Raw genomic sequence first — 13,919 nt, forward strand, 5'->3', positions numbered from 1 at the left:
CTTGACACAGTGACAAGGGTTCCACTAGTCGGTGAAGGAGGTGGTTGTCGTGAACACAACCAACCACGGTGGGCAGCATGCTCACCTCGTCGACGCCGTGGCCGCAGCAGATCCCTCGGTTCGACTGCGCGCCGCGCTTGCGGTCGGCACACGCCCGGATCCTCAGTTGACGGATGCCCTGATCGATCGGTGCGCCGTCGAGCCGGACTTCTTCGTCCGCGACATGCTGACCTGGGCGTTGTGCCGCTTGCCGGCCGAAATCACGGTGCCGAGGCTGATCCGTGAGCTCGGGTCCGATGGCTCGCAAGCCCGCAGTCAGGCGCTCCACACTTTGTCCAAGATCGGCGATCCGATCGCGTGGCCCGAGGTCTCTGCGCTGGTCCACGACCAGGACGACGAGGTTGCGCGCAGTGCGTGGCGCGCGGCTGTGGCTCTCGTGCCGGCGGGAGGCGAGGGCGCACTCGCGGCCGATCTGGCCACAGAACTCGGTCGGGGTGAACTGCAGATGCAGCTCAGTCTGAGCCGCGCCCTGACCGGGCTCGGCGAGGCTGTGCTCCCGGTGCTCGACGCGGCCGGTACGAGCCCGAATCCGCGTGTCCGAGCGCATGCTGATGCTACAAAGCAACTCTGGCACGATCCCGACGGTGGATTCGCTCTCTCACACGAGTTGGCGAAGCGCGTCCCGCAATCGGACCGGACGCGTAGGAAGGGGAGACGGATGTTGATCGGCGAGGTGTCGCGGCGTTGTGGTGTCAGCACACGGATGCTGCGTCACTACGACACTTTGGGGCTGGTGAAGCCGACGGGCCGCACGTCCGGTGGCTACCGCGAGTACTCCGCTGACGACATCCGTCGCCTCTTCCACGTCGAGAGCCTGAGGACATTGGGGCTCTCGTTGAACGAGGCCAAGCGTGCACTGGACGAACCAGACTTCGCACCGGCCGATTTGGTGGGTGAACTCATGCAACACACTCGGCAACGGATCGCGGCGGAGGAGGAATTGCTGACCAAACTCGAAAGGGTCGACGCCACCGCCCCTTCGGAGTGGGACGACGTCCTGCGCATGGTCTCGCTGTTGCGTGCACTCGAATCCGAGTTCGCCGCCCACCGTCAGCAAGCGATCCTGTCGCAGGACGCGAATGCGGCATTGCCGGTCGACGCACTCGTCGAGGCCATCCTGTCGGAGAGGGATGCCAACGTGGCGGGAGCATTGCAGTGGGCGTTGGCGAGGACCGAAGGTGCGGGCCTTGCAGGTCTGACGAAGGGGCTCGAATCGGAGGACGTCGAGGTTCGACGCCGCGCGACGTCGGCCATATCCGGGATCAACACCGAGGAAGCAACTCGGTCTCTGAAGCGAGCTCTCGATGATTCGGACGCGATAGTCCGCGCCGACGCCGCTCTCGCCCTCGGATCTCGCGGAGAGGCTGTCTCGATGCCAGCACTCCTCGAGATGGTCGCTGACGGGCGCCGCGACGTCGAGGCAGGCGAGGTGCTCGGTCTTCTCGCGGAGCACTCACCTACAAGCGGTGAGGTCGTCGATGCCGTGCAGGCAAGGCTCGACGGCACTGACGACGCCCCGACGAGGTTGCGAATTACGCAGGCGCTCGCCGAGATTCCTGGCGCTGCAGCACGCGAAGCGCTCGCCCGGATCACCCACGACGACGACAAGACGGTCGCGTCCACGGCAGCAGCGATTCTCGAGATGCGCGATCGAGGACCACGTCGGCGCGAACGACCGCGTATCGGGGACTGACAACGGCGCAGCTAGTGCGGATCACCCACGCAGAAAAGGTTTCCCGCCGGATCCGCCAGCACGTCCCAGGATGATCCAAGCCGCATGGCGCTCGAGATCGAAGTCGAGATGAAGTGTATTCCCCACGCGCGCTGCAGAATCGGTCCGACCACTACGTGGCAAGCTATGGTGATCAACGGATAGGGTTCTTACGTGGTGGATCAACGGCAACAGAGTTTGAGACGCAGGTACCTGAGCCTCGGCCTCGGCGAACTGGCTGCAGCGGCTGTATTTGCCGCTGTGGCGGTCGGTGTCGTGATGCCCCGGCTCGAAGGTTCGCGAGACTCCGCGGCGTTGTGGTCGGCGCTGGCCCCACTTCTTGTGATCCTCGTGCAAGTAGGTGTCTATTGGCTGCTTGCGCGGGGCTGGGTCGAGTTGGAGCCGATGCCGGCCCGCCTCGCAGCGCTTTACCGCGTGTTTCGGGTCCTCGATGTTCTCTTGTTGGCGATAGCTCTTCTCGGCGTTGTCATCTGGTTACCAGATCACTCCGGCGCGGCGGTGGGCGTCGTGGCGGTGTGGGCTTTCGGCGTCGTCGAGTACGTCAATTACTTCGTGGCTCGTCTCGCCTATCCGCTGCGGCGGTGGCCTTTCGAGGTCGGCAAGTGGCGGAGACCCCAACTTGTGCGCGACCTGAACTCGGCACGCTGACACCGGCAACCAAGTTGTCTTTGCTGTAACGGCAAAATTTGATGCGGGATCGGAGTGAGTTCGGAAGGATCGGTTCTGCCCATCCAGGAATGAAGCCTCTTCATCGTTCTTCGCCGAGGAAGGAGAACCGCCATGGCAACGTCGCGTCGCAGCCGCCGAGATGCCCCACCACCCCGGACAGGGAATAGCGAGGCAGCCACACTACGAGCGTTTCTCGACTACCTCCGTGATTCGATTGCCGCCAAGGTCGAGGGTGCTCCGGAACCTCAGGTGCGCACCACAATTGTTCCGTCGGGAACAACCTTGCTCGGGCTGGCCAATCATCTGACCTTTGTCGAACGATCGATGTTCCTTGCAGAAAACGTGACGGATTGGAAAGCGACGTTTCAACCGTCATCGGAAGACAGCGTGGACGGTGTCGTCAGTCGCTATCGCGAGACGGTCGAGCGCGCCAACGCAGTTCTCGACGGATGCACAGATCTTGCCGCGCCCATCCCGCGGCCGGGGGCGAAACGACCCGCTCCGAGTGTCCGCTGGGCGCTCGTGCACATGATCGAAGAGACCGGACGCCATGCCGGGCACGCTGACATCCTCCGCGAATTGATCGACGGTTCGACCGGACGCTGACGCTGCAACGTGTTCGCCGATGCTTCCGCGCTTTCACCGAGGCGAATGTCCACGGCTGATCTCTGGGCCCACGAGTACAGCGTCGACAGTTCCGTCGGGAGTCGTTACTTCCCAGGGTAGTTCGGTGGCGGTCGAGGGAATGAGCCCGTCGATCCATTTGGCCACGACACCGACGATCACTTTCTCGAGTTCCACACGTGACCACTTTCGCGGTCGATGCGGAACCGGCGGTTCCCAGCCCTCCTCGCCCCAGATCGCGCCGAATAGCTCTCTCTCGTCACCGATCTGCTGATTCAGACTGAATGCGTCGGGACCCTCGTATCGTGCCCAGACGCCGAATGTTCCCTCGCCGTCTTGGTCGAGCGAGACGTCGATGACGATCCCTTCGGTGCGCGGGGTTGCCGCGTTGTGGATCGCAGCCAGTCGATCGCTCACTACCCCCGACGCGGTATCGAGGACAGATCTCAATTCGTCACGGTATTCGGTAGGTTCCACGAGCTCAGCCTATCCAAGGTATCACCCTGCAGGTCTTGCATCGATGAAGCTGGTTTCCTGAATTCGTCTGTAGCGGAGAAGTTTCTACTCTGAGCGTCAGAGATGTCGTGCGACGAACTTTGCCAGCTTTTCGAGTGCCGTGTCGGTGGGCTCTCTCGGCCGAAATGGCAAGTCCCGCCCCCGTCCGGAGACGGGAGCGGGACTCGGGTATCAGCGAACTCGGCAGCGCGTCAGACAGCTTCTTTTGTCGCCTGCGCTGCGAGGGTGAGCGCGATGTCGACGATCATGTCCTCTTGACCACCCACCAGACGGCGGCGGCCGGCTTCGAGAAGCAGTGTGCGAACGTCGATTCCGTAGCGCTCCGAAGCGGCCTCGGCGTGGCGCAGGAAGCTCGAGTACACGCCTGCATAGCCGAGCGTGAGGGTCTCGCGATCGACGCGAACTGGCCGATCCTGCAGCGGACGGACGATGTCGTCGGCGGCATCCTGCAAGGCGAACAGGTCGCAGCCGTGCTCCCACTCCTCGATGTTCGCGACGGCGATGAAGGCTTCGAGGGGGCAGTTACCGGCTCCGGCACCGTGACCTGCAAGCGAAGCATCGACGCGGGTGACGCCGTTCTGCACTGCGACAACGGAGTTGGCAACCGAGAGCGAGAGGTTCTCATGCGCGTGGATACCGATTTCGGTGCCCTCGTCGAGGATGTCGCGGTATGCGCGAACACGATCCGCGACGTCGTTCATCACCAGACGTCCACCCGAGTCGGTGACGTAGACGCAGTGCGCGCCGTACGACTCCATCAGTTTGGCCTGCTTCGCCAGTTCTTCGGCCGGCGCCATGTGGCTCATCATCAGGAAGCCAGAGACGTCCATGCCGATCTCGCGGGCGGTTTCGATGTGCTGCGCGGAGACGTCGGCCTCGGTGCAGTGCGTGGCAACGCGAACCGAGCGAACACCGAGGTCGTAAGCGTGCTTGAGTTCACTGATCGTGCCGACACCCGGAAGCAGCAGCGTGGTGAGACGAGCGTGCTCGAGTACCTCGGCCGCTGCTTCGATCCATTCCCAGTCGGTGTTCGAGCCGGGGCCGTAGTTGAGCGAGCCGCCGGCGAGGCCGTCACCGTGTGCAACTTCGATCGCGTCGACGCCGGCAGCATCGAGAGCTGTGACGATCCGCTTGACGTCGGTGGGCGAAATACGGTGGCGGACAGCGTGCATGCCGTCGCGAAGGGTGACGTCCTGGACGAAGATCTTGCGGTTGCTCACTTGGTTGCTTCCTTCTGCTGGGCGATGCGCTCCGCGATCTGCATTCCGGCGGACGTCATGATGTCGAGATTGCCGGCGTACGCAGGCAGGTAGTGTGCAGCACCCTCGACCTCGAGGAACACCGACACCTGATGGGTGGGGCGATTGCCGTCGACGAGCAACGTCTCGACGGGCTGGTCGGCCGGGATCTCGGTGATCTGGACTTCCTGCTTGAGGCGGTAGCCCGGAACATAGGCGGAGACGTCGCCGACCATCTTCTCGATGGACTGACGGATCTCCTCGTGAACAGCCGGGTCCGGGGCGTCGACGAGGCAGAACACCGTGTCTCGCATGATGAGCGGCGGCTCGGCGGGGTTGAGGATGATGATGGCCTTGCCGCGGCGGGCGCCGCCGACTGCCACGATCGCCTCGGATGTGGTCTCGGTGAACTCGTCGATGTTGGCGCGCGTTCCGGGACCGGCGGACTTGGAGGCGATGGACGCCACGATCTCCGCATACGCCACCGGGACGACCCGAGAAACAGCCGCAACCATCGGGATCGTGGCCTGGCCACCACACGTCACCATGTTGACGTTGGGTGCGTCCAGGTGCTCGTCTGCGTTGACGGCCGGCACGACGTACGGGCCGATGGCGGCAGGCGTCAGGTCGATCATGCGCTTGCCGAGGGGAGCCAGCCGCGCGTTGTTGGCGACGTGAGCCTTTGCCGAGGTGGCGTCGAAGACGATCTCGATCTCGTCGAAGTTCGGCAGACCGATCAAACCCTCGACACCTTCAGCCGTGATCGGCACGTTCAGACGCGCTGCGCGGGCGAGGCCGTCCGACGCTGGGTCGATGCCGACCATCGCGCCCATCTCCAGGTAGTCGGAGTTGCGCAGCACCTTGATCATCAGATCCGTGCCGATGTTGCCCGATCCGATGATCGCGACCTTGACCTTGCTCATGCGTTGTCCTCTTCGCTGGAAAAACTGGTGGTGACGGAACCGAACCCGGAGACGGTCACGGTGACTTCGTTGCCTGTGGTGACCGGTGCCATGGGGCCGAGTGCGCCGGACAGGATCACCTGGCCTGCCGTCAGCGGCTGCCCCAACTCGCGTGCCGTGCGGGCGAGCCAGACGACTGCTTCGATCGGATCGCCCAGGCAAGCGGTTCCGACGCCGGTGGACACCTCGGTGCCGTCGACGGACATCGACATGACGACGCCGGCGGGTTCCACCTCGTCGAGGGTGCGGCGTTCGGTTCCCAGGACGTACACGCCCGAGGACGCATTGTCGGCGACGGTGTCACCGAATTTGATGTCCCACGACTCGATGCGGCTGTCGCAGATCTCGATCGCTGCGACGGCGTAGTCGATCGCGCCGCGCACCTGCGCACTGTCCAGCGGTCCGTCCACGAGGTCGGCACCGAGCACGAAGGCAACTTCCGCTTCGACCTTGGGCTGGATCAAACGACTCATGGGGATGGTGCCGCCGGCGGGGAACTCCATGTCGGCGTACAGAACGCCGAGGTCGGGCTGGTCGACGCCCAGCTGTTGCTGGACTGCCACCGAGGTCAGGCCGATCTTGCGGCCTACGACGACGGCACCCGCCTGCCGACGGATTTCATCGACGCGGCGCTGGACAGCGTAGGCAGCGACGAGGTCGTCGGCGCCGATCAGATCGCGCACCGGTGCGCAGGGAGTACCGCTCGCGATGGCGGCTGCGAGGCGGTCAGCAGCAGCTGAGATGTCCGTCTCGCTCGCTGTACTGGTATTCGTGGGCTGGCTCATGGCCATTACTTTCGCCGTGGCGCCGAGATTGCGCCAGGGAACTGTCTCACTCAGCGATACGCTGGGCAGGTGACTGGCGGCGCAAACCTCGACACCGTGCTCGGCAAGGCGGTGACGATCCTGCGTGCCTTCCGGGCTGACGACCACGTGTTGCCTCTCGCCACCCTGGTCCAACGGACCGGACTGCACAAGGCAACGGTGCACCGCCTGGCCAACGAACTGGTCGCGAACCGGCTACTCGACCGAATCGACGGTGGCTACCGGCTCAGCGGCGGCCTCTTCGAACTCGGCATGCTCGCCTCCCTCGAACGCAGCCTCCTGGAGATGGCGATGCCGTTCCTCCAAGACTTGTACGAGCGGACCCACGAGACAGTTCACCTGGGGGTCCGCGACGGCCACGACGTCGTATACGTCGCGAAGATCGGCGGACACCGGCAAGCCAACTCGCCGTCCCGGACCGGTGGCCGGATACCGCTGTATTGCACCGCAATCGGCAAGGCACTCCTGGCATTCTCCGACAACGAGTTTCGTCGCGAGGTGCTGTCGGAACCGATGACGCGCCGAACCCCGCACACAATTGTTGCGCCCGGCATTCTCAATACCCAACTGAACCGAGTGGTCGAGACCGGTATTGCGTTCGAGCGCGAGGAATCAGCGCCGGGTCTCGCGTGCGTTGCGGCGCCGGTATTCGGGACCAACGACAAACCCGTCGCCGCCATCAGCGTCACCGGTCCCACCAGTCGCTTCGTTCCCGAGAGCCAAGTGCCTTACGTTCGCGCCGCTGCCGAAGGCCTACACAGCACCATCGCTCGCCGCGAACGCTTGCGGTGATCTGGCCGTCCCGGCATGGACGAGCCCGGTCAAGGCCTGAGGCAACGGCCCGTCGTGTAAGACGCCGAGACGTTGGGTTGCGCGGGTGAGGGCGACATAGAGTTCCGACGCGCCGCGTGGGCCGTCGGCGATGATTCGCTCCGGTTCCACGACGAGCACGGCATCGAACTCCAGACCCTTCGTTTCCGAAACAGGCACAGCGCCCGGCACATCCGCAGGTCCGATGACGATGCTCGTACCTTCGCGCCCGGCCTCGTCCTGATTGAATTCGTCGATGGCGGAGGCTAGTTCGTCGGCGGATATTTGTCTGGACCACGGCGCGATCCCGCAGGCGCGGACGGACTCGGGTGGCTGCACGTCCGGCGCGAACTCGGCGAGCAGGGCGGCGGCGACGCTCATGATCTCGGCGGGGGTGCGGTAGTTCACCGACAGGGATCGGTAGATCCAGCGGCCGGGAACGTACGGCTCCATCATCGTCGCCCACGAGCGGGCACCTGCGGGTGAACGGCGTTGCGCGAGATCACCTACCACCGTGAAAGATCGGTCTGGGCAGCGGCGCATCAGGACTCGCCAGTCCATCTCGGACAGCTCTTGGGCCTCGTCGACCACGATATGCCGGTACGTCCAGTCTCGGTCAGCAGCAGCGCGTTCGGCGAGTTCCCGGGTATCGCGTTCGACGAAACGATCCGCCAGGTCCTCGGCGTACAGCATGTCCTGGGCGAGAAGGTGGTCCTCGTCGTCCATCAGATCCTCGCGGCTGATCATCATGTCCAGCACGCCCGCTGCATACGCGGCCTCGTCGCGGCGTTCACGTTCGGCACTCTGGTCGACGGGCTTGTCCCGGCCGAGCATGTCCACCAACTCGTCGAGTAACGGAACGTCCGAGACAGTCCAGGCGTCACCGTCCTGGCGAAGCAGCTTCTCGTCCGCGCCTGCCGCGCGTAGTCGCGCGGGAGAAGTAAACAGCTGTGTCAGTAGCTCTTTCGGAGTCAGGATCGGCCAGAGCGTGTCGAGCGCCGCGGTAAATGCGCTGTTTTCCACCAGCTCTGCGGTCAGGTCCGTCCGCACTTGCTCCCAGGCTTCACGGTCACTGCGTGTCAACCACCCCTTGCCGATCCGCGCTATCGCCCGTTCGGTCAGCGCCCAGGTGAGGATTTCGGTGAACACAGTGCGTGCGTCGTTGTGGGGGAGTCCGCTCGAACGGGCTTCTTCTCGGGCCCACTCCGCGGTTTCGGCGTCGATCCGCACCGTGACGTCCGCCAATTCGATCAACAGTGGGTTCTCGGGCAATCGCTGATGATCGGCAATCGCTGCGCCGAGAACGTCCAGGATCTTCAACGAACCTTTGAGCCCAGCGGCCTCCGGAGTGTCCTCGGCGGTGACGCGTAGACCGGGAACGAGATCACCGGTGGTCATGAACACCACGTCGGACTCGCCCAGCGAGGGCAGTACGCGGCCGATGTGGTTCAGGAACGCCGGGTTCGGCCCGACCACGAGAACGCCGTGACGTTCCATCCGCTCCCGCTGGGTGTAGAGCAGGTAGGCGACGCGGTGCAAGGCGACGACGGTTTTCCCGGTACCTGGGCCACCTTCGATCACCAGCACCCCGGGGTGTTCGAGTCGGACGATGTCGTCCTGTTCGGCCTGGATGGTTGCCACGATGTCCCGCATTCCCTCACCGCGGGGTGCGTTGACTGCCGCGAGCAGGGCGGAATCGCTGTGCGTGTCGTGTTCTACGCCGTCGGGGCGCCCGAGTACCTCGTCGGTGAAATCGACCACGCGTCGACTCCGGGTGCGGAACTGACGGCGTCGACGCATGTTCTCCGGGTTGGCAGCGGTGGCAACGTAGAACGCGCGAGACGCCGGCGCCCGCCAATCGAGCAGCACCGGTTCGTAGTCGTTGTCCGCATCGAGAAGGCCGATCCGGCCGATGTAGGAGGTCTCGCCCGAAAGCGAGTCCAACCGGCCGAAACACAGTCCGTTGTCGGCTACGTCCAGCCTTTTCACCTCTTTGGCAAGCGCGCGCACCTCGGCGTCGCGTTCCATGAGTGCTTCGCCGTTTCCGCGCAGAGCGGTGTTGTACCTGCCTTTGACTCGGGCGCGCTCCGCATCGAGGCGTGCGTAGAGCCCCTCCACATAGTTCCGCTCGGATCGCAGTTCTTCTTCGTGTCCCTGGGTTGGCACGTGCCCTCACTTCCGCTGGCTGTTCCGATCCCGTAGTCGGTCGTGCGGGATCGGAAGAGCCATTCTGCGGCACTACCCGGGCCTTGCCGCAAGGCCCCCAGTGGGATATATATTGATAGTGGAAGGGAGTGTTGATCCTCCCTCACAGTTCTTGTAGCAGATCCCCCAGACTGACGTATGGCTCCCAGCCTGGTCGATGTTTGGACCCTGAACGCCACGGGTACAAATCTAGTGGCCGGTGTTCCAAAATCGGTTGCCCTCATGAACTTACGTGGATCGAGGGATTGTGAAGGCGATACTGGCAACGGCCGCAAGCATCCTTCTGGTGGTTGCCTTGGCCGTTGCCATCTTGCTTTTCCTTTCCGGATCTCCGCGCGAAAGCACCTCACACGAGCTTGCCGATACGGTGCACACGATCGGCGGAAAGCCGACCACCTGCAGCGAGTTGTTCGGCGAAACGTGCAGCTTCGCTTTGCAGTCGGACTACAACCAGTGGGGACAAGACCTCGACAGTTTCGTCAATGCGGGAACTCTCGGTCCCTTCGCCCGCAGCATCGGCTTCGTGGCGGAGGCAAAGCTGAGCTTGCAAGCATGCGAGGTCAGCGCCGCAGCTGGTCGGACGATTCTCGATTTCTACACTCTCGCCGAGATCGACCATCCTGCGGCAACCACCACCGATCTCTTCCCCTTCTGGAACGAGTCCCGCCAATTCCTGTGCCCGGTAAACAGTTTCTGAGAACGGTTGATCGCTACTTGAGCCCGGACTGAACAAACGCGTCGCGCACGTAGCGCTGAAGGAATAGATAGATCAGGAAGATCGGCAGGCACGCGAGTCCGGACGCCGCCATGATGGCACCCCAGTTGTTCCCCTCGGCACCGAGGAAGCTACGGATTCCGATCTGCAGCACGGAATTCGACTGACGCATGATCAGCGCGGGCCAAAGGTACTCGTTCCAGGCCGAGATGAACAGCATGATGCCGAGCGCTGCGAGAGCGGGCTTCATGTTGGGCAGCACAACCTTCCACAGCGTTGCCCACGAGTTCTGGCCGTCGATCTGGCTGGCGTCCAGCAACTCCCGTGGGAATGCCTCCATGTGCTGACGCATCAGCAAGACTCCGAAAGCCGAGCACAAGTTCGGGATCACGATGCCTGCAACGGTGTTGAGCAAGCCCATCTGGGAAATGAGAAGGTAGTTGGGGATCATCGTGACCTGAAACGGAACCAACCACGACCCGACGAAGAGCAGAAACAACGCTTGTTTGCCGAAGAAGTTCCACCGCGCGAACCCGTAGGCGGCGAGGATGGCGACGAACAGTTGGCTGACCGACATGGCCAACGCCATGGTGAAGGTGTTCACCATCATCGACGCCATCGGGATCGTGTTCCACACGTAGCGGAAGTTCTCGAGGCTGAAGGGCGAGGGGAGGGGGCTCGCCGACAGAGAATCGTCAGGGCGACGAAAGGCCGTGGCGAACAGCCAGTAGATCGGGAAAATGCTGAACACGGTCACGGCCGCGAGGACAACATGTCCGAGCACTCGCCGTGTTCGAAATCGGGACCGGACGGGTCCGTCATTGTTCTTGCTCCGGGTGTCGAGGTGTTCCACCGCCGAAGTCGCACCGGAACCATGCGTATGGCTGGGTGCATCGACCAGAACAAATGCCATGTCAGTTCCTAATTGTCGTAGAAGCTCAGTCGGTCCGACAGGCGGACGAAGATGACGGCGATGATTCCGAAGCCGACGAAGAAGAGAGTGCCTGCGGCAGCTGAAAGTCCGGCATCGAAGTTCTGGAAACCGAACTGGTACAACAGGTAATAGATGTTCGTGGACGCACCGCTCGGCCCACCCTGGGTGAGAATGTCGATCACAGGGTACGCCCACTGCGCACCCAGCAGAATCGTCATGAGGGCGAGGAAGACCAGTGTCGGGGACAGCAATGGCAGTGTTATCTTTCGGGTGATCGTCGCCTCGGATGCACCGTCGAGCGATGCTGCCGAAGCGTAGTCCGGATTGATGCCGGCCAGCCCAGCCGAGATGACCAGGACTCCGAACCCGAGCATTTGCCAGCCGACGATCACGACCACACCGAGGAGCGCGAACTTCGGATCACGAAAGATGTTGCCCATCTCTATTCCCCACGTCGCGGCCACCCGTGGGATGGCGCCGCCGTCGGGGTTGAAGAGCCAGCGCCACACGGCACTGCCGGCGATCGGCGTCACGAGAAAGGGCACAAAGATGAGAGCTTGATAGATGGTCTTGGAACGTCCGGAGATCCGCTTGGACACCATTGCGATGACGATGGGCAGCAACAGCGAGAACAGCATGAAAGCGAGTGTGTAGACCACGGTGTTCCGTAGTGCCTGGTGCAGCTCGGGCAATGAGAGCACCCGAGTGTAATTGTCCAGCCCTACAGCTACTTTGGGAGTAGTTGGTACCATGTTCCACTTGTAGAAGGAAAGATTGACAGTCTCGCCGAGCGGTTTGTAGATCCAGACGATCAACAGCACCACTGCAGGCAACAGGTACAGGTACGGCACCAAGGTTCGGGGCATCCACCCGGAACGGGCCGGGCGCGCCGCTACGGCACGCTCCGGCCCGCCGGTACTTGGAACTTCGACAAACATATTCGAGACTCAATTCACCAGTGCAGTAGCGGAATTGGAAGCATCGCTGGCGGGGACCAGTTTGGCTATAGCCTCTGCGAGGTACTCGGCGCTCATTTCGTACACAGTGGCAGACTCCTCGACCGGAACTACCGTGTGCAGAACGCGATCTCGGAAGACATGGACCATATTGAATGCCTGAGCGCCGTCGCGGCCGCGCATGCTGCCCTTGTCCGTGAGAAGGTCCTGTGTGTAGCAGGTCGCAGAGGCAACCGAGACGGGAATTCCGGCGAACGTGCAGGTGGTCGAGTAGTGCAGATGGCCACCGAGAATGCCGCGGACATCCGTTCCCTCGAGCACCGTGGCAAGTTTGCTCTGTTCCTTGAGTTCCACCAAAGTGAGCACGTCCAGAACCGACGGGACTGGCGGATGGTGCAGTGCCAGAAGAGTGCCGTGTGGAGCCGGTACGGCAAGGACCTCTTTGAGCCAAGCGAGCTGTTCGTCGGTGATCAGGCCGTGATGGCTTCCGGGAACAGTGCTGTCCAACACGATGATCCGGAGGCCGTTCACGTCGACCACGGAGTCGACGGACTCCTGCGTCGGAGCGGAATCCAGCAGCCCGCTTCTGAACGCCGGGCGTGCGTCGTGATTTCCCATGACCCAAATCACCTTTGCGCCAAGCCGTTCAGCCGCCGGCTCGACGATTCGGCGCAGTCGGACGTACGCCTCGGGCTCTCCCACGTCGGCCAGATCGCCGGTGAAGACAATAGCCTCGGGGCGCTGGCCGGCCCGCTCCAGTCGCTCGAAGATGCGTGCCAAGTTGGCATCGCTGTCCACGGAATCGTGGAGAAGATCTCCGTCGGTGACAAAGTGCGTGTCGCTGAGGTGCAGGATGTAGTGATCGGGTTCGCCGTACTGGGACATGAAATTCTCCTTCAAGTGTGTGTCAGTTGACCAGTGCAAGATGTAGGCGGTCGAGTTCTTCGGAGCTCAATCCGTGGGCAAGAAGGTATTCGGAGGCACTTCCGTACGAGTCGTCGATGGATTGCAGGCTTGCCCGCATGAGCGCAGCCGGGCTTGCTCCGACGAGCTGGGCGAGGTTCTCCCCGTCGCCGATGCCGTATTCGCGCATCTTGACGGCCATGGCCGATGCCCACTCGCCGGCCAACATGACCTCGGAGAGCGAATAGTCTGCGACGATGTCGCGGTAGTCAACGCCGACCGCTGCAAGAGCGAGAGCAACGACGAGGCCGGTACGGTCTTTGCCTGCCGTGCAGTGCACGAGTACTGCGCTGTCGTCGGACTCCGCGATGGCGCGCACCGCGCGAACCAGCCGGACTCCGCATTGGTCGATGACCTTCGCGTAGATCGCTGCGAGGTCCAAACTTGTTTCTCGAGAGTTTATTTCGCTCTCGAAGATGGGAAGGTGGAATTGCTGGAGGTCCAGCCCTCCGAGAGCGTTCGGTGCTGTGTCCAACTCTTCCTGTTCGCGCAGGTCGATGACGAAGGCCAGCCCGCGCGCTCGGAGAATCTCGCGGTCAGCTTGATCGAGTCGATGAAGAGCGTCCGCACGAAAGAGCTTGTTCCACTTGGTGCTGAGGCCGTCGCGGGCAGCGTATCCGCCCACGTCGCGAAAGTTGTAGGTACCGTTCAGATCGAGCCGACGATTGGCCCGCTGAACCGGAAGAGCTGTAGTCATAGTTTGTTCCCGAT

At 62.9% G+C, this 13,919-nt stretch carries 14 protein-coding genes and 1 pseudogene; 6 read left to right on the plus strand and 9 right to left on the minus strand.

Going from position 1 to position 13,919, the window contains the following annotated elements; genetic code table 11:
- The first annotated feature begins 40 nt into the window (after positions 1-40).
- The 4 genes and pseudogenes from CPI83_RS01335 to CPI83_RS01350 all read left to right on the plus strand — a co-directional run bounded on the left by CPI83_RS01335 (position 41) and on the right by CPI83_RS01350 (position 3,067).
- Positions 41-705: pseudogene (locus tag CPI83_RS01335) on the plus strand (HEAT repeat domain-containing protein).
- Between the two features lie 13 nt (positions 706-718).
- Positions 719-1,753 (plus strand): MerR family transcriptional regulator, encoded by a 1,035-nt coding sequence (locus CPI83_RS01340; protein ID WP_020909655.1) that lies wholly within the window; start codon positions 719-721, stop codon positions 1,751-1,753.
- A 192-nt stretch (positions 1,754-1,945) separates the two neighbouring features.
- Positions 1,946-2,440, plus strand: a complete 495-nt coding sequence (locus CPI83_RS01345) for a hypothetical protein (protein ID WP_080910256.1) — start codon at positions 1,946-1,948, stop codon at positions 2,438-2,440.
- A 132-nt stretch (positions 2,441-2,572) separates the two neighbouring features.
- Positions 2,573-3,067: a DinB family protein gene (locus CPI83_RS01350; RefSeq protein WP_021346035.1), complete on the plus strand. Its 495-nt coding sequence runs from the start codon at positions 2,573-2,575 to the stop codon at positions 3,065-3,067.
- 33 nt (positions 3,068-3,100) lie between these two features.
- On the opposite strand, the gene CPI83_RS01355 is transcribed toward CPI83_RS01350, so the two are convergent.
- From CPI83_RS01355 to CPI83_RS01370, 4 genes are all read right to left on the minus strand, one after another.
- Positions 3,101-3,562, minus strand: a complete 462-nt coding sequence (locus tag CPI83_RS01355) for a DUF6389 family protein (RefSeq protein WP_097386661.1) — start codon at positions 3,560-3,562, stop codon at positions 3,101-3,103.
- A 230-nt stretch (positions 3,563-3,792) separates the two neighbouring features.
- The gene (gene dmpG / locus CPI83_RS01360) at positions 3,793-4,821 is read right to left on the minus strand and encodes a 4-hydroxy-2-oxovalerate aldolase (protein WP_020909650.1); all 1,029 of its coding nucleotides are present in this window, start codon (positions 4,819-4,821) and stop codon (positions 3,793-3,795) included.
- Positions 4,818-5,762, minus strand: a complete 945-nt coding sequence (locus CPI83_RS01365; RefSeq protein ID WP_020909649.1) for an acetaldehyde dehydrogenase (acetylating) — start codon at positions 5,760-5,762, stop codon at positions 4,818-4,820. Before CPI83_RS01365 ends, dmpG begins: the two co-directional genes overlap by 4 nt.
- On the minus strand, positions 5,759-6,586 hold the full coding sequence (locus CPI83_RS01370; RefSeq protein WP_092765720.1) for a fumarylacetoacetate hydrolase family protein: 828 nt from the start codon (positions 6,584-6,586) through the stop codon (positions 5,759-5,761). Before CPI83_RS01370 ends, CPI83_RS01365 begins: the two co-directional genes overlap by 4 nt.
- Positions 6,587-6,655: 69 nt before the next feature.
- Here CPI83_RS01370 and CPI83_RS01375 point away from each other — a divergent pair, with 69 nt between their 5' ends.
- On the plus strand, positions 6,656-7,417 hold the full coding sequence (locus tag CPI83_RS01375) for an IclR family transcriptional regulator (protein ID WP_020909647.1): 762 nt from the start codon (positions 6,656-6,658) through the stop codon (positions 7,415-7,417).
- On the opposite strand, the gene helR is transcribed toward CPI83_RS01375, so the two are convergent.
- The gene (helR, locus tag CPI83_RS01380; RefSeq protein ID WP_092765692.1) at positions 7,379-9,601 is read right to left on the minus strand and encodes an RNA polymerase recycling motor ATPase HelR; all 2,223 of its coding nucleotides are present in this window, start codon (positions 9,599-9,601) and stop codon (positions 7,379-7,381) included. The two genes, CPI83_RS01375 and helR, sit on opposite strands and share 39 nt — an antisense overlap.
- Before the next feature lie 271 nt (positions 9,602-9,872).
- Here helR and CPI83_RS01385 point away from each other — a divergent pair, with 271 nt between their 5' ends.
- Entirely contained in the window at positions 9,873-10,337 is a 465-nt protein-coding gene (locus tag CPI83_RS01385; RefSeq protein ID WP_232816830.1) for a hypothetical protein, read from the plus strand.
- Positions 10,338-10,350: 13 nt separating this feature from the next.
- Here the strand turns inward: CPI83_RS01385 and CPI83_RS01390 are convergent, their stop codons facing one another.
- From CPI83_RS01390 to CPI83_RS01405, 4 genes are read right to left on the minus strand one after another with little or no spacing between them, the layout of a single operon-like run.
- A complete protein-coding gene (locus tag CPI83_RS01390) occupies positions 10,351-11,268 on the minus strand; it encodes a carbohydrate ABC transporter permease (RefSeq protein ID WP_092765693.1) in 918 nt (305 codons plus the stop codon).
- An 8-nt stretch (positions 11,269-11,276) separates the two neighbouring features.
- Positions 11,277-12,227: a sugar ABC transporter permease gene (locus CPI83_RS01395; RefSeq protein WP_046379584.1), complete on the minus strand. Its 951-nt coding sequence runs from the start codon at positions 12,225-12,227 to the stop codon at positions 11,277-11,279.
- Positions 12,228-12,236: 9 nt separating this feature from the next.
- A complete protein-coding gene (locus CPI83_RS01400; protein WP_029256636.1) occupies positions 12,237-13,130 on the minus strand; it encodes a phosphodiesterase in 894 nt (297 codons plus the stop codon).
- A 22-nt stretch (positions 13,131-13,152) separates the two neighbouring features.
- Positions 13,153-13,905, minus strand: coding sequence for a tyrosine-protein phosphatase (locus CPI83_RS01405; RefSeq protein WP_092765694.1), 753 nt, complete (start codon positions 13,903-13,905; stop codon positions 13,153-13,155).
- Between the last annotated feature and the right edge of the window lie 14 nt (positions 13,906-13,919).

This window comes from Rhodococcus sp. H-CA8f (assembly GCF_002501585.1).
GTDB classification, from domain to species: Bacteria; Actinomycetota; Actinomycetes; order Mycobacteriales; family Mycobacteriaceae; genus Rhodococcus_F; species Rhodococcus_F erythropolis.

What these genes read in the sequence shown, in the direction of transcription:
- CPI83_RS01340 (WP_020909655.1), top strand. Translation starts at nt 719, where the DNA reads ATGTTGATCGGCGAGGTGTCGCGGCGTTGTGGTGTCAGCACACGGATG.
- CPI83_RS01350 (WP_021346035.1), top strand. Translation starts at nt 2,573, where the DNA reads ATGGCAACGTCGCGTCGCAGCCGCCGAGATGCCCCACCACCCCGGACA.
- CPI83_RS01365 (WP_020909649.1), bottom strand. Translation starts at nt 5,762, where the DNA reads ATGAGCAAGGTCAAGGTCGCGATCATCGGATCGGGCAACATCGGCACG.
- CPI83_RS01370 (WP_092765720.1), bottom strand. Translation starts at nt 6,586, where the DNA reads ATGAGCCAGCCCACGAATACCAGTACAGCGAGCGAGACGGACATCTCA.
- CPI83_RS01390 (WP_092765693.1), bottom strand. Translation starts at nt 11,268, where the DNA reads ATGGCATTTGTTCTGGTCGATGCACCCAGCCATACGCATGGTTCCGGT.
- CPI83_RS01395 (WP_046379584.1), bottom strand. Translation starts at nt 12,227, where the DNA reads ATGTTTGTCGAAGTTCCAAGTACCGGCGGGCCGGAGCGTGCCGTAGCG.
- CPI83_RS01400 (WP_029256636.1), bottom strand. Translation starts at nt 13,130, where the DNA reads ATGTCCCAGTACGGCGAACCCGATCACTACATCCTGCACCTCAGCGAC.
- CPI83_RS01405 (WP_092765694.1), bottom strand. Translation starts at nt 13,905, where the DNA reads ATGACTACAGCTCTTCCGGTTCAGCGGGCCAATCGTCGGCTCGATCTG.